General features: G+C 61.4%; 14 protein-coding genes. 8 read left to right on the top strand and 6 right to left on the bottom strand.

Annotated elements, in window-relative coordinates; genetic code table 11:
- Positions 1-43 precede the first annotated feature (43 nt).
- From argS to ACMGFM_RS11725, 3 genes are read right to left on the bottom strand one after another with little or no spacing between them, the layout of a single operon-like run.
- Entirely contained in the window at positions 44-1,810 is a 1,767-nt protein-coding gene (gene argS / locus ACMGFM_RS11735) for an arginine--tRNA ligase (RefSeq protein WP_436902807.1), read from the bottom strand.
- A 47-nt stretch (positions 1,811-1,857) separates the two neighbouring features.
- Complete coding sequence (locus tag ACMGFM_RS11730; RefSeq protein ID WP_436902806.1) at positions 1,858-4,818, bottom strand: PAS domain S-box protein; 2,961 nt, start codon at positions 4,816-4,818, stop codon at positions 1,858-1,860.
- A 44-nt stretch (positions 4,819-4,862) separates the two neighbouring features.
- Positions 4,863-5,285, bottom strand: coding sequence for a hypothetical protein (locus ACMGFM_RS11725; RefSeq protein ID WP_436902804.1), 423 nt, complete (start codon positions 5,283-5,285; stop codon positions 4,863-4,865).
- A gap of 91 nt (positions 5,286-5,376) precedes the next feature.
- Between ACMGFM_RS11725 and rimI the strand changes: the two genes are divergently transcribed.
- The 4 genes from rimI to ligA all read left to right on the top strand — a co-directional run bounded on the left by rimI (position 5,377) and on the right by ligA (position 9,419).
- The gene (gene rimI / locus ACMGFM_RS11720) at positions 5,377-5,844 is read left to right on the top strand and encodes a ribosomal protein S18-alanine N-acetyltransferase (protein ID WP_436902802.1); all 468 of its coding nucleotides are present in this window, start codon (positions 5,377-5,379) and stop codon (positions 5,842-5,844) included.
- A gap of 25 nt (positions 5,845-5,869) precedes the next feature.
- Complete coding sequence (locus ACMGFM_RS11715; RefSeq protein WP_436902801.1) at positions 5,870-7,009, top strand: pyridoxal-phosphate-dependent aminotransferase family protein; 1,140 nt, start codon at positions 5,870-5,872, stop codon at positions 7,007-7,009.
- Between the two features lie 81 nt (positions 7,010-7,090).
- Positions 7,091-7,228 carry a hypothetical protein gene (locus tag ACMGFM_RS11710; protein ID WP_436902800.1) on the top strand — a complete coding sequence of 46 codons (138 nt, stop codon included), beginning with the start codon at positions 7,091-7,093 and terminating at the stop codon, positions 7,226-7,228.
- 121 nt (positions 7,229-7,349) lie between these two features.
- Positions 7,350-9,419 (top strand): NAD-dependent DNA ligase LigA, encoded by a 2,070-nt coding sequence (gene ligA / locus ACMGFM_RS11705; RefSeq protein ID WP_436902799.1) that lies wholly within the window; start codon positions 7,350-7,352, stop codon positions 9,417-9,419.
- Here the strand turns inward: ligA and ACMGFM_RS11700 are convergent.
- A complete protein-coding gene (locus ACMGFM_RS11700; protein WP_436902798.1) occupies positions 9,416-9,682 on the bottom strand; it encodes a DUF7967 family protein in 267 nt (88 codons plus the stop codon). The two genes, ligA and ACMGFM_RS11700, sit on opposite strands and share 4 nt — an antisense overlap.
- A gap of 107 nt (positions 9,683-9,789) precedes the next feature.
- Between ACMGFM_RS11700 and ACMGFM_RS11695 the strand changes: the two genes are divergently transcribed.
- The 4 genes from ACMGFM_RS11695 (at position 9,790) to ACMGFM_RS11680 (ending at position 14,593) form a co-directional block, all read left to right on the top strand.
- Positions 9,790-10,410 carry a hypothetical protein gene (locus tag ACMGFM_RS11695; RefSeq protein ID WP_436902797.1) on the top strand — a complete coding sequence of 207 codons (621 nt, stop codon included), beginning with the start codon at positions 9,790-9,792 and terminating at the stop codon, positions 10,408-10,410.
- A gap of 39 nt (positions 10,411-10,449) precedes the next feature.
- Positions 10,450-12,213 carry an excinuclease ABC subunit C gene (locus ACMGFM_RS11690; protein WP_436902796.1) on the top strand — a complete coding sequence of 588 codons (1,764 nt, stop codon included), beginning with the start codon at positions 10,450-10,452 and terminating at the stop codon, positions 12,211-12,213.
- 325 nt (positions 12,214-12,538) lie between these two features.
- Positions 12,539-13,270 carry a bacteriorhodopsin gene (locus tag ACMGFM_RS11685; RefSeq protein ID WP_436902795.1) on the top strand — a complete coding sequence of 244 codons (732 nt, stop codon included), beginning with the start codon at positions 12,539-12,541 and terminating at the stop codon, positions 13,268-13,270.
- A gap of 84 nt (positions 13,271-13,354) precedes the next feature.
- Positions 13,355-14,593, top strand: coding sequence for a hypothetical protein (locus ACMGFM_RS11680; protein WP_436902794.1), 1,239 nt, complete (start codon positions 13,355-13,357; stop codon positions 14,591-14,593).
- A gap of 89 nt (positions 14,594-14,682) precedes the next feature.
- Here the strand turns inward: ACMGFM_RS11680 and ACMGFM_RS11675 are convergent, their stop codons facing one another.
- Positions 14,683-16,887, bottom strand: coding sequence for a sensor histidine kinase (locus ACMGFM_RS11675; protein ID WP_436902793.1), 2,205 nt, complete (start codon positions 16,885-16,887; stop codon positions 14,683-14,685).
- A gap of 64 nt (positions 16,888-16,951) precedes the next feature.
- Positions 16,952-18,469 (bottom strand): amidohydrolase, encoded by a 1,518-nt coding sequence (locus tag ACMGFM_RS11670; protein WP_436902792.1) that lies wholly within the window; start codon positions 18,467-18,469, stop codon positions 16,952-16,954.
- Positions 18,470-18,474: the final 5 nt, after the last annotated feature.

Genomic DNA, 18,474 nt, shown 5'->3' with positions numbered 1-18,474 from the left:
CCGCCCCCCCCCCCCCCCCCCCCCCGACGATGAAAAAGATGGTTTACATTGAGTCGGGAGCCTGCACACCGACCGCGTCCAGCGCATTCCCGACAGCGTGGCGAGCAGCGACGACCAGCGCGAGGCGGGCGTCCCGGGTCTCCTCGTCGGCGTCGAGCACCGGACACTCCCGGTAGAAGCCGTTGAACGCTTCGGCCAGTTCGCGGGTGTAGGTGGCGACGACGTGGGGTTGCAGGTCCTCGGCCGCCTCTTCGATGACCGCGGGGAAGCGAGCAATCTCGCGCAGGAGGTCTCGCTCAGCAGCAGTGTCAAGCGCCGTAACGTCGGGCGCAATATCCAGACTGGCTGGGTCGACAGCACCCTCCTCGTGTGCCTCGGCGATAATGCCCGAGGCACGCGCGTGGACGTACTGCACGTACGGAGCACTCTGCGCCTCGAAATCGAGTGCGCGTTCCCACTCGAAGGTGATGCCCTTGGTGGGCTGTTTCGAGACGATGTCGTATCGGACCGCGCCGATACCAACCTGCTCGGCGATGCGGTCGATATCGTCTTCCGTGAGGTCGTCGTCGCGAACCCGGTCATCCAGTCGGTCTTCGACTTCTTTGCGGGCGCGAGAGATTGCCTCGTCGAGCAGGTCATCGAGGTCGATTCCCGTTCCCTCGCGGGTACTCATCCCGCCCTCGGGGAGGGTGACCCACGAGTAGTGGACGGTCCCGAGTCTGTCGGTGTCGTTGCCAAGGATTTCGAGCGCCGAGCGGAGTTGGCGGGCCTGTAGTTCGTGGTCCTCGCCCAAGACGGTGACCGCGCGGTCGAAGTTGTCGAACTTCCACTCGTGATGGGCCAGGTCGCGGGTGGTGTACAGCGAGGTGCCGTCACCACGAACAAAGACGAGATTTTTGTCGATGTCGGGCAGTTCGAGTTGCCACGCTTCCTCATCGAAGACAGCATACTCCGTCTCTTTGAGGCGGTCGACAATCTCGTTGGTCGAACCGTCGCGCATGAACTGCGTCTCTTTGACGAACTTATCGAACTCTGCGGGCAGTCGTTCGAGCGTATCGCGCATCCCCCCGAGCACGGTGTCGACGACCTCGCCGACGCGCTCGTATGCGGATTCGTCACCCGCTTCCAGTCCCTGCATAATGGACTGGATCTCATCCTCTGCTGCCTCGACTTCCGCCTCTGAGGCCTCCTCTTCGAGGTAGGTGTTGGCCTGGCGGTAGTACCGAACCATCTCGTATTCTGGAGAGTCGCGCTCCGGCTCGGGGAGGGCAGCCTCGTCGAAAAACTCGTAGGCCCACGTGAACACCGCAATCTGTCGGCCAGCGTCGTTGACGTAGTAGTGTCGCTCGACGTCGTAGCCGGCGTATTCGAGCACGCGAGCCAGCGCGTCGCCGATAATTGGGTTTCGGGCGCGGCCAACGTGGACGGGTCCGGTCGGGTTCGCGCTCGTGTGTTCGACCACGACGCTGGTCTCTTGGTCCGGGAGCGTTCCGAACTGGTCGTCCTGTGCCGCGTCGAGCGTCTCGGCGAAGTACTGCTCGCTGGGCCAGACGTTGATGTAGGGGCCACGGGTTTCGACCCGGCCGATGTAGCTGTACTCGTCGGGGTCGATTTCGGCAGCGAGTTCGTCAGCAACCGCCGGCGGTGGTGCGCCAGCGTCTCCGGCCAGCCGGAAGGCAACACTCGAGGCGAGAACCGAATCGAGGTCGTCCGGTGGCTCCTCGATACCAAGGTCGTCGGTCGGATAGCCGCAGTGGTCGAGGGCACCGGTCAGTGCCGCCTCGACCTCTGTCCGCATCGCGAGGAACATACCTCCGCTACTCCACGCCGCGGTTTATGGATATCGGGTTCGGTCGGTCAGGCGGCCGGCAGGTCGACGCGAACGACTGTCCCCGAGTCGGTGCTCTCGATGGTGACTGAACCGCCGACCCGCCCGAGCAGCCAGTCCACCGTCCAGAGCCCAAACCCGCTGGAATGTCGCAGGTCCGTTTCGACATCTGCTTCGAGCGTTCGGCGCTCGATGTCGGGGATTCCGGGACCGTCGTCGGCAATTGCGATTTCGACCCGGTTTGGGTCTGGCCGCGTGACACTGATTTCGACCGTTGGCTCGGAACCTGCGTGCTGCAGCGCGTTCTCCAGCAGTTCTTCGACTGCGAGGTAGACAGACTCGGGATTCGTGTCCGCTGTTGCCGGAATGGTATCGAGGTCGATAGTCGCATTGGTGTACTCCGTTCTGTACTCTGAGACGAGGTCCGTGAGCAGCGACTCGATATCGGCAGTCTCAGTGGAATCAGTCTGTCCGACGACGCCGGCGAGTTCTCGGGATTTGTCGGCAATAGCAAGCAGTTCCCACGCTTTCGCGTCGAGTTGGTCCACGTTGTCGAGGACGTCCTCGAAGGGGAACTGCTCAACTGCGTCCTGGGTCGCAGTGGCAGCGTCCATACCGGTCGTATTCGAGCGGAGTTGCTCGATATGGTCGCGAACCAGTTCGGCATTGGCCGTGACGACGTTCAGGTTGTTCCGGAGATTATGCCTGAGCACGCGGTTGAGCACCGAAAGTTGCTGTTCGTTCTTGCGAATTTCCGTCACGTCGTGGACCGTTCCCCGGATTGTCTCAGAGTTGTCTGTAGTCACCCGCTCGCCGCGGATCTGGACCTGTCGCTCGCGGCCCTCGGCAGTGATAACCCGACACTCGAGGTCGAATGGCTCACCAGTCTCTCGGCACCGGACGACCGCATTCTGGACCCGCTCGTGGTCGTCTGGGTGGTAGTACTCGAAGACCGACTCCGGTGTTGGGTCGAACCCGTACGGCACCTCGAGAATCTTGCGCGTCCCCTCGGACCAGTACACCTCGCCAGTGTCTGTGTCCAGTTCCCAGCCGCCAACATCGGCCATCTGTTCGGTGCGGACGAGCATATCTTTTCGACGGCTGAGTTCACGCTCGCGCTCGGTTCGTTCGGTGATGTCTCGGAGTACGCCCGCCGTTCCGCGGAATCCTGACTCGTCGAACGGCAGCAGCGCAACGTGATTTTCTGTCGGGATTCGCTCGCCGTCGGCGGTCGTGATTTCGAGGTCCCACTTGGCGCTTTGCTGGTCGCTCGTGAGCAGCTGCCGGATGACCGCCTGTCCGCGTTCGAGACCACCCTCGGTCAGCACTCGGTCGGCGTGTGCGCCCAGTAGTTCCCCGCGCTCGTAGCCCGTCTGTTCGAGCAGTGCGTCGTTGACGAAGGTGAACGTCCCCGATGGGTCCAGCGCGTAGACCGGGTCACCTAACGCGCGCAACGTGGTCTCGTACCGCTGAAGGTTCTCGATGTAGGCCTGACGGTCAAGATGGCCAGCAACGAGGCTCGCGAGCGTGTCGAGCACCCGCCGTTCTTCGGGCAAAAATGGGTCAGCTGTTCCCTCGGGCGGGCGACAGACAACTTCGATGTGGACGGTAGGCCCAGCCTGTGTCTCGCCGACAGCGTCGATCATCGGCAAATCTGGGTCGAACTCGGCGGTGACAACCGATTCCTCGCCGTAGGTGAGTCGGACAGCCGTCCGGTCGGGATACTGGAACGAGTCTGGCAGTGCCGTGACAAAGGCGTCGAGACGGTCGGCCACCGGTTTGTCGGTAGACTGGAAGCGGTCGACGGCCCGGTGGACGGCAGACAACTCCTTCATCCGCTCGCCGAGGGCGTGCTGGCGCTCTCGCTGTTGGGTGATATCTGTTGCGACCGCACAGAGCGCGTACTGCTCGCCGTCATCGAACAGCGGCGTCTTCTTCGTGAGCAGCGTGCGCTCACCCTCAGTCGTGGGGACGGTCGCCTCGACTTCGACCACCTCACCCTGCGCGAAGACCCGGTCGTCCTCAGCACCAAGATGTGCAGCCACAGCGTCGTCGAACAACTCCTCGTCGGTCAGTCCAACGACGTTTGTCGACTCGTCGATACCGAATAACTCGCGACAGTGTCTGTTCATCAACAGATACCGACCGTCCGCGTCTTTGAGGAAAATGACCGCGGAGACACTGTTGACGATACCCTGCAGGTGCGCTCCGACGTGCTCGGCGTTTGTCTCGTGGTCTGGCGGGCCTGAGACATCCCGAAGGACGGCAACAACGCCAGACTGACCGCGCCACTCGAGGGAGTTCGTCGTCAGTTCGACATCGAGGCGGCCGTCAGGTCGAGAGAGTGAGCCACGGTGGCGCGTCAGGTCACGGTCGACGGACTGCTCCCCGTCGGGCACCCACAGCGTCGGCGGCGTGTCGACGAGTTCGACAGGGTCGCGGCCAAGCAGAGCCGCCTCCTGTGTATCGAAGAGGTCGGTTGCGGCAGGGTTCGCGTAGACGATTTCCCGGTCGACGCTGACAACAATCGCGTCCGGTGAGGCTTCGAGCACGCGTCTGGCCTGCTCGTGGTCGCTGCTGTCAGCCTGCCGGGCCCGCTCGCGGGCGACGATACTCACGATACGGTCGGCCAGTTCCCGATAGCCACTGGGTTGCTGTGGCTTGTCGAGATGGTCTGAGACATCCGCAGAGACGGCCGCGCTCACGATGTCTCCAGAGACGGCCGTCGTGTACAGGATAAAGGGGAGATTCGGGTACTCTGCGCGAACGGCCTGCAGGAACTGCAGGCCATCAATTTCCGGCAGCGTGTACGCACTCAAAATACAATCGACAGTATCGGTCTGGAGTCTGTCCAGTGCTTGCTGTGCTGTCGAGACGGCGGTGACTGAGAGCTCCGCCGTGGCGTCTTCAAGAAGTGTGACTGTGCGGTCGGCACGTTCCGGATCAGCCTCGACATACAGCACCGCGACATCCCCCGACTGCGCAGCCATACAGTCGTATTGTGAGCACGAACACAACTAGTTTTGGCTAGAGATTAGCCCAGTGCCGGGTCCGGTATTTCCTGGTGAAGTTCGTTCAATTCGAGTTCACTCTCGGCGATAACCAGCGTCACCTGTCCGTCGAGGGCGTGAAACTCGTACAGCGTCGGGTCGCCAATCTGCTGGAGTGCGTGGTGTTGCACCGGCAGCGGATACCGGTCGGCGGTCGGCCCGCGCAGCGAGAGCCCGACAACAGCGGGATGGTCGACGAGGTCGGTGTAAATCTCGGCGAACGTCTCGATCCCGTCGATTTCGAGATACTCGGTCGGCGTGAGTACGTCAGGGTCGTCGTCGGGGTCGGTCGCCTCCGTTTCGGCCATCGTCACTGTGTCGGACGACTCGGTGTACTCCTCGTAGATGGCTGTCGCGTCGGTTTCCTCGGTGCGGTCCAGTCGGGCGTGCAGATTGAACTCGGCCATACCCACGGTAAGAGGCGAGCGGCGAAACCGTTTGCTGTCTCGTGTGTGAACTGCCATCACACATTTAGGGGGCGCTGTCCTACGAACGCGTGTGACGACGGCACCACCAGCGGACCAGCCGGAGGTCGATATTCGGCCGGCCGAGCGGGCAGACCTGCTCGGCGTCTACCGAATCGAGACCGATTCGTTCTCGCAGCCGTGGCCGTTCAGCGCCTTCGAGCAGTATCTCGGCGACCCCGGCTTTCTGGTCGCGATGGAGGAGTCGGTGCTCGGCTACGTCGTTGCCGACACTGTCTCGAATCAGGGGATTCCACTCGGCCACATCAAGGACCTCGCCGTCCGGCAGGACGCCCGCGGCAACGGCGTCGGAACCGAACTGCTCCGACACGCCATCGGCACGCTCGAATCGCAGGGTGTGCACGCAATCAAACTCGAAGTTCGGGAAGGCAACCAACGGGCAATCGAACTCTACCGCGCCCACGGCTTCGAACAACAGCGCAGCATTGACGGCTACTACGACGACGGCGAAGACGCACTCTTGCTCGTTCGCTCAGCGTGAGCACCAATCAAAACTCCCATACCCGATGCCCTCGCAGGGTAGCCTACACGAACAGGTGGTTTCCGTGAACAAACAGGAATACACAGGCGATTATCAGGAGAAGACGCTGTATCTGCCGGGACCGACGGAGGTCCGCGAAGACGTGATCGAGGCGATGGCTGAACCGATGTTCGGCCACCGGATGGACCGGATGACTGACCTCTACACAACGATTGTCGAAGACACCAAGGACTTTCTCGACACCGACCAGGAGGTCATCGTCCTGACCGCGTCAGGAACCGAGTTCTGGGAGTCGACGACGCTGAATCTCGTCGACGAGCAGATGCTCGTGCCAACCAGCGGAGCCTTCAGCGAACGACAGGCAAACGTCGCCGAGCGACTCGGCAAGTCTGTCGACCGCGTCGAGTACGACTGGGGACAGGCCGTCAAACCCGAGGACATCCGCGACGCGCTCGACGAGAACGAGTACGACGCTGTCGGGATGGTGATGAACGAGACCTCGACTGGCGTCCGCAATCCTGTCGAAGAGATTGGTGACCTGCTCGGTGACTACCCAGACACCTACTTCATCGTCGACGCAATCTCCTGTCTCGGCGGAGATTTCATCGACATCGAGGGCCACAACATCGACGCCATCTTCACGTCGACCCAGAAAGCCTTCGCGATGCCGCCGGGGCTTGCGGTCTGTACCGTCAGCGACGACGCCTACGAGCGAGAACTGGAGAAAGACTCCGCGTCGTGGTACGGCGGGTTCCAGCGCTGTCTCGACTACTACGACCGGAAGGGCCAGACCCACTCCACGCCCGCAATTCCGATTATGCTCGCCTACCGCAAGCAGATGAAACACATGCTCGAAGAGGGCCACGACGCCCGCAACCAGCGCCACCGGGAGATGGCCGAGTACACCCGCGACTGGGCACGTGAACACTTTGGCCTGTTCCCCGAGGAGGGCTACGAATCCCAGACCGTGACCTGTGTCGAGAACACGCAGGGAATCAACGTCGCGGAAACCGTCGAACAAGTCTCCGAGGAGTACGACTTTGTGTTCTCCAGCGGCTACGGCGACATTGGCGAGGAGAGCTTCCGCATCGGCCACATGGGCGAGCATACCGTCGAGAGCGTCAGGGAACTCACCGACGCCATCGAAGACGTGGCCGACCTCTGAGTTCTGCGATATCGTCACCGAAACAGACTATCTGTTTCTACAAAACTTTCAAGAGCGTCCAGACCAACTAGTTGTTGAACCATGTGTCATGGGTTCTCATACCGGGATGACAGCATCGAAGAACAGACCGAGTCCGACCCAGAGTTCCTGAACGAACAGAGCAGTGCTGAGACGGAACTCGTGACTGACGGGGGCGACGAGGACGAGGACGAAGAGTAGGCCAGAACTCGCGTCACGCACTCCCTGCAGTTTTTTTATTCGTGTGCTGACTCGATAGCCGCGGCCATCGGTCGCGTCGAACCCGCCGGACATTTTACTCTGCCACCCTACGTTGCTGGCGATGGAGACAGCCGAGCAGGAACCAGCAGATAATCCCTACGTGTCGGACCCGGAGGCGGAGTTTGCGCCGGTCGAAGAGCTCGACGCCGAGACGGCCCGCGAGCAGGTTGCCCAGTTGCGGGAGGCCATCCGGTATCACGACTACCGGTACTACGTCGCGGCAGAGCCAGTAATCGGTGACCGGACCTACGACGCGCTGTTCGACCGGCTGCAACAGTTGGAAACGGAGTTTGAACTCGACACCGATGGCAGCCCAACCCAGCGAGTCGGCGCCGACCCACTCGACGAACTCGATACGGTCGAGCACGTGGCCGTGATGCGCTCGCTCGACCAGAGCGGCGAGGCCGAGGAGGTTCGGGAGTTCGACGACCGAGTGCGAAGTGACCTCGGCGTCGACGCTGTCGAGTACTTCTGTGAACCGAAATTTGACGGGCTCTCTGTCGAAATCGTCTACGAGGAGGGGCGCTACGAGCGCGCCGCAACTCGCGGGGACGGCGAGCGCGGCGACGACGTGACCGAGCAGGTACGGACCATCCCTGCCGTACCCGAGCGACTCCGTGGCGACTACCCCGAGGAACTGACCGTCCGCGGCGAGGTACTCATGCCGCGGACGGCGTTCCAGGAACACAACCGCGAACGTGTCGAGGCAGGGAAGGAGCCGTTCGCCAACCCGCGGAACGCCGCCGCCGGGACGCTCCGCCAACTCGACCCGAGCGTCGTTGCCGAGCGACCGCTGACCGTCTACTTCTTCTCCGTGCTCGATTCGACTACCGAGTTCGAGCGCACCAGCGAGATTTACGAGCGGTTCCCGCAGTGGGGTCTGCGCGTTGCCGAGCGCGTCGAGCGCGTCGACAGCATCGAAGACGCCATCGTCTACCGTGACCGACTGCTCGAACAGCGAGACAACCTCGATTACGAAATCGACGGCACGGTGATTTCGGTAAACGACCGCGCGGCCTGCGAGCAGTTGGGAGCGACTGCCCGCGCGCCGCGGTGGGCCTTCGCCTACAAGTTCCCGGCCAGAAGCGGCGAGACGACCGTCCGCGACATCGTCGTACAGGTCGGGCGAACCGGTCGGCTCACCCCGGTCGCACTGCTCGACCCCGTCGACGTTGGCGGCGTCACCGTCTCACGGGCCAGCCTCCACAATCCCGAAGAAATTGCTCGTCTCGGTGTCGACGTTGGCGACGAAGTTCGCGTCAAGCGGGCGGGCGACGTGATTCCCGACGTAAGCGAGGTTGTCGACGGCGACGACGGACACTTCGAGTTTCCCGAGACCTGCCCGGCGTGCGGGACCGAAGTCAGCCGAGACGGGCCGCTGGCGTTCTGTCCGGCCGGACTGGGCTGTCCAGCCCAGCGCGAACAGGCAATCCAGCACTACGCCACGCGGGACGCACTCGACATCGAGGGACTGGGCGAACAACGCGTCGAGCAGTTGATCGAGGCTGGCCTTGTCGGAGAGCCAGCAGACCTGTACGAACTCACCGTCGAGGAACTGACCGATCTGGAGGGCTGGGGCGAACAGAGCGCAGAGAATCTGCTCGCCGAGATCGAAGCGACTCGGGAGCCACCGCTTGCGGCATTTCTCACGGCAATCGGGGTCCCGGAGGTCGGACAGACGACCGCCCGAACACTCGCTGCAGAGTTCGAAACCTTCGAGGGTATTCGAACCGCGAGCGCCGAGCAGTTACAGGCAGTGCCCGACGTGGGGCCGAAAGTCGCTGAGGCGATTCGAACCTTCTTCGAAACTGAAGAGACGGCAGCGGCAATTGACCGACTGCTCGAACACGTCGACCCGCAAGAAGACGACACTGATCGTGGGAATTCCCTCGAAGGTAAGACGTTCGTCTTCACCGGCTCGCTCGAAGAGATGACGCGCTCTGAGGCGCAGGACCTCATCGAGAGCCACGGTGGGAACGCAACAAGCAGCGTCTCGGGGAACACTGATTATCTCGTCGTCGGGGAGAATCCGGGCCAGACGAAACAGGACGACGCCGCTGCTGAGGACGTGCCAACGCTATCGGAAACAGAGTTTCAGGAACTACTCGCCGACCGAGGCATCGAGGCTTAGACTTCGTCGTCAGGGTCGTGTTTCTCGGCCATTCGACTGGCTTCGTTGGCGTACCGTTCGCGAGTCTCGGGGTCTTTCACATCGTCGAGGTCGTCGAGCGACTCCTCCCGGGCAGCGGTGATCGTCTTGCCGTAGAGCATATTGTGTGAGAGCTGTTTCTTGCGGTGTTTCTCCCCGTCTATCGTCGCGAACACGAGCGTCACCAGGTCTTCGTCGTTGCCGTAACTGCGCTCGACCAGCCAGACCCGTTGGGCCTCAGTCATACACCCCCCTTGCCGCTCACTCCTGTTGTATGCTCCGGAGCGCGAAGAGTTCTCAGGAACGATAACGGGGCGTCGAAGTAATACGAGTCGGGCAAGTACGATGGAATATGGAGTGGCAGTCGCAGGTCGAAGACCTCCTCTACTCGGGTGAGTCAGTCGAGGAGGTCGTTGACGTTGGCGACGCAGGAATCGTCGTTACGAGCCACCGCGTACTGACATTCACCCCAAATATGGCTGGCGCGAACTTCCAGCAAGTCGACCGACCAAACGTCGCCGGTATCACTACCGGTGCGCTCTCGTCGACAGGACTCGCCGAACGAAGTATTCGGTACGGCGTATACAGCGCTATGCTCCTGTTAGCTGGCGTCTTCATCGACTTCGGCGGGCTTATCGGCGATGTGAGCTTCGATGCACAGGCGACACAGGAGACCGGCGCTGGCGGCATTGTTGGCCTCGCACAAGGGATGTTGAGTTTCTTTTCACAGCTCGACGCGCTCATGCGGACCATCGGCGCAGTTGGACTTCTCATCGCCGTCGCCATCTTTGCGGTCTACTGGCTCAGACGGACACCGACACTCGAGATTGCAATCGCTGGCGACCGCGAGAATATTCATCTCCCACGTCCAGATGAGCCAGACAGAGTGATACGAACAGTTGAGAGCGCGCTGGGGATAGAAGGCACTGATGCGTCCAGAGTTGCCTCACTGCTCCCGGGAGATATCTTCTAAGCGACGGACCAAAGCCAATCCAACGCCTACAGACGAGCAATGAAAGCGGAGACCGTCCGCGAGCGCGCGTCGGCGTTGCCCACCGAGCCCGGCGTCTATCAGTTTCTCGACGGCGAGCGGGTGCTGTACGTCGGCAAGGCCGTCGAACTGCGCGACCGGGTGCGCTCGTATGCGGACCCCCGAAGTGAACGCATCCGCCAGATGGTCGCTCGGGCTGACGACCTCGATATCGCCGTCACGGACACAGAGTCACAGGCACTCCTGCTCGAAGCCAATCTCATCAAGCGCCACCGGCCGAAGTACAACGTCCGGCTAAAGGACGACAAGTCCTACCCGCTGGTGGCGCTGACCGGCCACGAGTATCCACAGCTACGGATCACTCGCGACCCCGAAAGCGGGTCGACCGTCTTCGGCCCCTTCACCGAGAAAGGGACTGTAGAAACAGTCTGCAAGGCGCTCCGAGATGTCTACGGCCTGCGGGGCTGTTCGGACCACAAGTTCGCCAACCGAGACCGACCCTGTCTCGACTACGATATCGGACTCTGTACTGCTCCCTGCACTGGCGAGATTAGCCACGAGGAGTATCTCGAAGATGTCGAATCCGTCAAGCGGTTTTTCAACGGCGAGACGGGCGTGCTGGCCGAACCACTCCGTAACGAAATGGAACAAGCTGCACAGGACGAGCGCTTCGAGCGGGCGGCAAATCTCCGGGATATGCTCGACGCCGTCAAGCGGTTCCGCCAGACCGGCGGCGAGGCAGTCACCAGTGCCGAGGGCGACGGCCGCCGAACCGACGTGCTCGGCGTGTCACTGGCCGGGTCCGAGCCAACGGTTGCGCTGTTGCGCGCCGAGGGCGGGCAGTTGGTCGAGCGCGAACAGCACTCCCTCGCGGTGCCCGACGACGAGACTGCCGGAACGGGGCTGCCGGACTCCTCGGACCCCGGTGCGGTGCTGGGTGCGTTCATTCCGCAGTACTACGCCGGCACAGAGCTTCCGGACCGGCTGTTGACACCGGAACAACCAGTTGGCGATGGACTGGACGAGTGGCTGAGTGAGGCCGGCGTCGAACTCCGGATTCCGGGCGCTGGCCGGGAGGCAACGCTGGTCGACCTGGCGATGAAAAACGCCCGCCGACAGGAACGCGAACGTGACGGGACGAGAGCGCTGGCAACGGCGCTCGGTCTCGACGCCGCAAACCGAATCGAGGGGTTCGACGTCAGCCACTCGCAGGGGCGAGCGGTCGTCGGCAGCAACGTCTGTTTCGTCGACGGGTCTCCAGACAAGAGCGGTTACCGTCGGAAGAAACTCACCGAGACGAACGACGACTACGAGAATATGCGCCAACTGGTGCAGTGGCGTGCCGAGCGCGCAGTCGAGGGCCGCGACGACCGCCCAGACCCAGACCTACTGCTCATCGACGGCGGCGAGGGCCAACTTGGGGCTGCTCGGGACGCCCTCGCAGGCGTCGGCTGGGACGTGCCCGCCGTGGCGCTCGCCAAGGCTGAGGAACTCGTGGTTACGCCCGAGCGAACCTACGACTGGGACAAAAGCGACGAGAAACTCAAACTGCTCCAGCGGGTGCGCGACGAAGCCCACCGTTTTGCGGTCCAGTACCACGAGACGCTACGAGACGATGTCTCGACCGCACTGGACGATATCGACGGCGTCGGCCCCGAAACACGAAAAGGCCTGCTAGGTCGGTTCGGCAGTGTCGACGGCATCCGAGAGGCGACCGTCGAGGAACTCCGGGCAGTCGATGGCGTGGGTGAGCAGACGGCCGAACAACTTGACCGGCAGTTGTGAGACGCTGGACCCTCGGGAGGCGGAGTCGAGTAGGCGCACCGACGTGGTACTGCTCGTCGGCAATCTCGCCCACGACATCATCTCGAACAGGTTTCGGAGGGTAGTGGTAACAGAGCCACTCACCACAGAACAGTACAGAAGCCTTGTAGCACATATCCGAGACGATCGAAGAATCTTGACGAACACGGCAAAGCGTGAAGACGCTCCGCGTAGCGGGCACAGAAGGGGAAGACAATCGTTCTCTGGACCACGCTAGGTAAGCCGTCGAATCAAAACTGAAAACTGGACCTGTAGAGTTAATCCGCTTCGACCCCACGGCAGATATATGGTGCTTTCCGAGTCTCAGACGTACGCCATCGGCGTGGTTGTGGCTGGGCTCTTCCTGCTGGTCGCGCTGGTCCGTCTGAGAAAGTTCGAGCGAGAACAGCGAACACAGGCCCTCCCGTTCGCCGGTTTGAGCGTCCTCTTGCTGTTTGGCTACATCGGGATGTCTCAGGGCCTCCTTGCACCAATCGGAACTGAGGGGTATCCAGTCCATCTCCTGCGCTACAGTATGTACGTGGTCGGTTACGGATTTGCCGCAGGGTACACGGGACTGCTTGCTAGGGCACCACTCCGCTATCGCCTCGCTATTGTTGGTGCAGTCATTGGAAACACCATCTCGACGGCTGGCGGTCAACTCATTCCAGGGGCAGCCGGGAGTCTCCTCAGCCTCCTGTCGATTGTGTCGCTAGGCGCAGCCCTGTGGGTGCTACTCGGTCCGCTAACGAGCGCAGCGCAGACGGTGTCTGGTCGTCGACGTCTCCTGTTCTCAAAACTCCGAAATATCTTCATCCTCGGCTTTCTTACTTATTTCCTGACTGGCCTGCTGGCTCGTGGAACGCTCGGGATATTCGATACGTTCGTCTCCGTGTTCGTGGCTGGGTACGCCGATATTATTATCTTTGGCGGCCTCATTTTGATTCCACTCACGTCCCCAGGGGCTTTGGAGACAATGGCAGAAGAGTACCGCAGTCCCCTCGCAGTGTTCGCCCGTTCTACGGACGGGGTTGAGTGACCCAGCGTTTTGTCAGTCACTCCCAGGTGACCCGAACTCTACGAGTAGATATTAGTGCCGAGTGGGTCAACGAGATGACACAGAATGCCTTCTGACGACTCAGAGACGAGTGGCCTCTCCGCCACGCGACGAACCATACTTGCAACCGTCGGGACGACTGGGCTGGCAGCACTAGCTGGCTGTCAGAGGTTCGACTCAGACTCGTCGTTCACTCCCCCCTCGTTTGAGACGACGGCTGGCTCGCTGTACGGAACGTGGCTTCCCGAGGAAAAACAGGCGAGACATAGTTTCAATCTATCAGCAGTCTCACCGGCGATGAGTTTGCGTGCCGAGCCGCAGTCAGTTGTCACCGAGCGGTTAAACATTCTGAAGACTGGAGAGATTCGTTGTGGTGTTGACCTCTCGAGTGCTGACCACGTTATCAGAGTCAATTACGGTTCCCGCATTGCAACTGGGTCCCTCGATACAGACTCGCTCAAACAGACGCTCGTCGAGCAGATGCCGTACGAACGGACCTCGTCGTATGGCGATTTCACCATATACAGCCGGACAGACGACCGCGAACAGAAGGTCGCGCTCGGCCTGGAGACCGCGATTTCATCGACCGTACACGAAAGACAGCGCAGAACTATCGAGTCGATCATCGATACGAAGTTTGGTACCCAGCTAAATGCCCTGCAGACCGACGACGCGCTCAAAGCCGTTGCAGATGGTCTCGGCCATACGTATCACGGTACCACGTTCACCGAACCAAGCGATGGGAGCTACGATTCGGAGTCCTTGCCAGACAAAATGGCACAAGTCCGCCGACTGACCGACGAGTACGGATATCTGATTCACCAAGCCGCGTTCCCCGAACAGACCAGCCAAACCGAAATCGAGGAGTTCGCCGCAGAGCTCGACAACAACTGGGACAATCCGGAGCTCGAAACGACGTACACCACCGATAGCGTCTCTGCTCGCCCATCACTTCGCCACTACGTCCGAGTCAGCAGAGAAGACGCGATCGAATCCGTCGACGTTACCCCCCTCCCAGATATCGCATTCAGTGTCGAGGAGTCTCCAGACACACTCACGCTCACTCACGAGTACGGTGATACGGTCGATGCCCGCAACCTCAAACTTGAGGGCTACTTGACTGAGACAGAGGATTCCGTACCCTTCGATACGCAGCCGCGTGACACGTACAGTACGTTCGACCAGGGCTCGTCACTCCAGGTCTCAACACGTCTCGCTGGTGAGTCAGTGAGAAGCATCAATCTGAGCTACACGAAAATGAATTCTCCCTTTAACCTCCTTCTTCATTATTCACTGAACCGGTAATAACGGCCCTGGCGGATTCGATATATCGTCTGTATAGTTATTATTTAAATGAGTATGAGAAAACACGAGGTGTCCGTCGGTGACGAGAGTCAGTTCGTCCGTACTTCCGCAACGTCCGACAGCGAGCGGACTCCCTCGATAGAAAACCGCGCACCGTCGGCCCAACTCTCTTCGACACCAATCGACCAGCCGTGGCCGTCGACGATGTCCGTGACAATTGCGAGGCCATAGCCGGTCCCGTCCTCGGAGTGTGTGACGCCTTGCTCGAAGATGTCTTCGCGTTGCTCCGGCGGGATACCCGGGCCATCGTCGGCAACGTAGAACCTCTCGTCGGTGGCGCCGATTCGGATCGTCACGTCCTCGCGGCCGTGCTCCACTGCGTCCTGACGAGCCTGCGAGTCAGGGCTCGTGGAACCGTGTTCCACGGCGTTGCGAATCAGGTTCTCGAACAGTTGGCGGAGTCGGTCGGGGTCGGCGTCGAAGCGAGCGTCGTCTTCGATATCCAGCGTCGCCTGGGCCGTATCAACACCCTCCCAGGCGCTTCTGGCAATTTCGGCGAGCACAATCGGCTCGCGGTCGAGGTCCTGGTCGCCACGGGCGCGGGCAAGGAGGTCTTCGATGAGGTCCTCCATCCGCGCAAGCGAGCTGTCGATTTTCTCGATGTGTGGTGTCGGGTCGTCGGCGTCACGGGCCAGTTCGGCGTGTGCCGAGGCGATGTTCAGTGGATTGCGCAGGTCGTGGCTCACCACGCTGGCAAAATCGTTGAGTCGCTCGTTGCGCTGGGCGAGTTGTCGCTCCCGCAGCGTCCGGGCGAAGGCGGATTCGACCGTGCTGGCAAGCAGGCGAAAGAGTTCGATATCAGTCTCGTCGAATGCGTTGCGCTCGTCGGAGTATGCAGCGATGACACCGTACTCGCCGACCGGAACCAGCAGTTCCGAGGTGACTTTTCCGGGATGGTGAGAGGTCGATGTCGTCGCGGGGACGAACCCGAGTTCACGAGACTCGCCGCTCTCGTACACCTCCCAGATGAACTCGCTATCTTGACCGAGCGGTGCCATCTCACCGACTCGGTCGTCGATAGCCTCGGACCACGCCAGCGGGTCGAGTGTGTCCGTTGCGTCGTTGTACCGCCAGACGACCGCTAACTGGAAGTCAAGAATCTCTTCGGTCGCCTCGACAGTCCCTTCGGCGATTTCCGTGTCGGACTCGGCGACAATGAGTTCCCGAGTCAGGTCGTGCAGCGATTCGAGTTTCTGCTGGAGTTGGACCTGCTCGGTCACGTCGCGCAGGAACACCGAAAGTCCCTCCTCGGAGGGATAGGCGTTGACCTCGAACCAGCGGTCACGTGGCCGGTAGTGTTCCTCGAAGCTTGTCGGTTCCTGACTTTGCATCGCCTCGGTGAATTTGCTGTAGAAACTGGTCGAAATTGCCGCCGGAAAGGCGTCCCAGAAGCGGACGCCTGTTACTTCTTCTCCCTCGACATCGAGGACATCCTCCGCGCGACTGTTCAGCAGCACGAACCTGTCCTCGTTGTCGAGGGCGAAAAAGGCGTCTGTGATTCGTTCGAGTGTGTCCTCGAACCGTTCGCTGGGCCCCTCAAATTGGTCGGTCTGCTTGTAATCGGTGATATCGCGCACGAAGAGTTCGACGCCACCGCCGTCGAGCGGAACCGCACGGACGTCTAGCCACGCGTCGGCGGGGCTGTGATAGAGGTCGGTTGTGGTTGGGTTCTCAGCTTCTCGAACCTCCTGACACAGGTTTCGGAGTTCGGTCTCCCTCCAGTCGGGGAGGAGGTCCCAGAGACGGTTCCCGGTCGCCTCAGCGGGAGAGAGGTCAGTCCACGATTCGAGGCGTGGGTCCCAGTCCGTCACGACTCCGCTGGTGTCCAGCGCGAGATACTGGCCAAGTGTCCGAGGGTGGGTCTCGTCCTGTCGCGAGGTAGCGCTCAGCACTCGGCCAACGAGTTCGTCGGCTGCCTCTGCACGACTCTCTCCGGGGTAGATCTGGTGTAACTCGACTGTATCGGGGACAGCCGCAATCGCCCCGCTCAGGTCGAACACTGGAATGTCAGCGTTTCCGTCAGCAACGGCGTCGACTACCTGTTGGAGGTCGTCGCTGTCGAGCATTCCGCAGACGACGGCGTCGAGAAACGAACTCTCGACGAGGTCAGCAGTGCCAGCGGGCGTGGTTGTGAGAAGGTGCACGGGACGGTGAAGCCGCTGGTCGAGGGCGCGAACGATATCGAGGCCCCGCTTCTCGTCACCGACGTATGCGAGGACCAACGGCTCGAGCATATAGAGTCAATGTATCCCTCTTGATATAAGAAACTACGGACCTTCGATATCAGTATTGATTTGGCTAGCTGGACCGGCCACGCTCGAAGACGACGGCGCCGTCGACGATTGTCAGCTCGACAGCCAGGTCAGCAATGCTGTCTGTCTCCCACGGGGACTGGTCGAGGACGACCAGATCAGCGCAGTTGCCCGGTTTGATTGTCCCGAGACGGTTCTCGTCGAAGCCAGCGTACGCACCACCTCGCGTGTAGGCACGAACCGCTTCAGTCGTATCGATTCGCTGCGTGTCATCCGGGGCCGTGACAGCCTGTTCGATGCCAAACAGCGGGTCCATCGGCATGCAGTCACTGCCAAACGCCAGTACAATCCCGGCGTCGAGCAGCAGCCTGAACTGATTGCTCCGGCGTCGGCGCTCCTCACCGAGTCTCTCGTCGTACAGGCCACCCTCGCGAGCCCATTTGAGGAAGTTCGGCTGGGCCGAAATGACGATATCGTTCGCTCCCACTGCCGCCAGTCGCTCTTCCGAGAGCAGTTCGGCGTGTTCGATTCGATGGCGCTCTCCACTGGTACCCTCGTAGGAATCGACGAGCGCGTCGAGCGCTTCGTCGCCGATACCGTGGACCATCGCCTGCAGGCCCGCGTCGTCGATGCGGTCGACCAGTTCCGAGAGTTCCGCCGGCGGAATTGTCCACTCGCCGCGTCCGTCACCGTCGCTGTATGGCTCCGAAAGACGGGCTGTTCGGCTCCCGATGCTGCCGTCAGCGAAGGCTTTGACCGCGCCGACGCGGAGGTGGTCGGTGCCGTGGTTGGTAACCAGACCAAGGTCGTCGATAGCGTCGAGAAACTCAGCGGTGTAGTTGAGTCGAACTCGGAGCGAGAGGTCGCCGTCCCGGTCGAGTTCGTGAAACAGCCGAGCGACGACCGGTTCGCGGATGATATCGTGGACGCCCGTCACGCCCTGGCGGTGGGCGTACTCCTGTGCAGCGAGCAGATACTCACGGAATCGTTCGGGGTCCGGGTCGATCCGCTCGCCCAGGACTGCGAGGGCGTCCTCGGTGAGGACGCCTGTTGGCCTGCCGTCGTCACGAGCGACGTACTCGGCGGGGAAGTCGTCGACGTACCGGTCGAGGACGACGCTGTTGACCGAGGCGAGGTGAAGATCCTCCCGATAGGCGACGACCGGTCGGTCCGTGCTGACCTCGTCGAGTTGGTCACGGGTGAGATAGTCACCGCTCCAGCGGCTCTCGTCGTAGCCGTAGCCGAGAATTGGGCCCTCACTCTCCTCGCGTCTGGCCGCGAGTTCGTCGAGACACTCACTCGGCGAGTCCGCAGCAGCAAGGTCGGCCTCGACCTGTTGTTTGCCGAGAAAGTCCATGTGTGTGTGTGCGTCGATGAATCCAGGAAGTACAACCCGGTCTTCGAGGTCGATCTCAGTTGTTTCGACATCAGTCACAAAGTCGACTTCGCTGGTGCGGCCAACGCGGACGATCTGTCCGTCTCTGATGGCAACGGCCTCAGCGGTTTCACCGGCAAGCGTCCGGACTCGGCCGGTGTGCAAGACAAGGTCTGCAGCCTCTGTCATATCTC

The sequence above is a fragment of the Halovenus halobia genome, assembly GCF_051414135.1.
GTDB lineage: Archaea > Halobacteriota > Halobacteria > Halobacteriales > Haloarculaceae > Halovenus > Halovenus halobia.
Note: the sequence above shows the minus strand (reverse complement) of the source record. Positions and strands in the feature narration are given on the sequence as shown.

Coding starts and splice junctions, on each gene's coding strand:
- ACMGFM_RS11690 (WP_436902796.1), top strand. CDS start 10,450: ATGAAAGCGGAGACCGTCCGCGAGCGCGCGTCGGCGTTGCCCACCGAG.
- ACMGFM_RS11680 (WP_436902794.1), top strand. CDS start 13,355: ATGCCTTCTGACGACTCAGAGACGAGTGGCCTCTCCGCCACGCGACGA.
- argS (WP_436902807.1), bottom strand. CDS start 1,810: ATGTTCCTCGCGATGCGGACAGAGGTCGAGGCGGCACTGACCGGTGCC.
- ACMGFM_RS11730 (WP_436902806.1), bottom strand. CDS start 4,818: ATGGCTGCGCAGTCGGGGGATGTCGCGGTGCTGTATGTCGAGGCTGAT.
- ACMGFM_RS11685 (WP_436902795.1), top strand. CDS start 12,539: ATGGTGCTTTCCGAGTCTCAGACGTACGCCATCGGCGTGGTTGTGGCT.
- ACMGFM_RS11670 (WP_436902792.1), bottom strand. CDS start 18,469: ATGACAGAGGCTGCAGACCTTGTCTTGCACACCGGCCGAGTCCGGACG.
- ACMGFM_RS11725 (WP_436902804.1), bottom strand. CDS start 5,285: ATGGCCGAGTTCAATCTGCACGCCCGACTGGACCGCACCGAGGAAACC.
- ACMGFM_RS11715 (WP_436902801.1), top strand. CDS start 5,870: ATGCCCTCGCAGGGTAGCCTACACGAACAGGTGGTTTCCGTGAACAAA.
- ligA (WP_436902799.1), top strand. CDS start 7,350: ATGGAGACAGCCGAGCAGGAACCAGCAGATAATCCCTACGTGTCGGAC.
- ACMGFM_RS11700 (WP_436902798.1), bottom strand. CDS start 9,682: ATGACTGAGGCCCAACGGGTCTGGCTGGTCGAGCGCAGTTACGGCAAC.
- ACMGFM_RS11695 (WP_436902797.1), top strand. CDS start 9,790: ATGGAGTGGCAGTCGCAGGTCGAAGACCTCCTCTACTCGGGTGAGTCA.
- ACMGFM_RS11675 (WP_436902793.1), bottom strand. CDS start 16,887: ATGCTCGAGCCGTTGGTCCTCGCATACGTCGGTGACGAGAAGCGGGGC.
- ACMGFM_RS11710 (WP_436902800.1), top strand. CDS start 7,091: ATGTGTCATGGGTTCTCATACCGGGATGACAGCATCGAAGAACAGACC.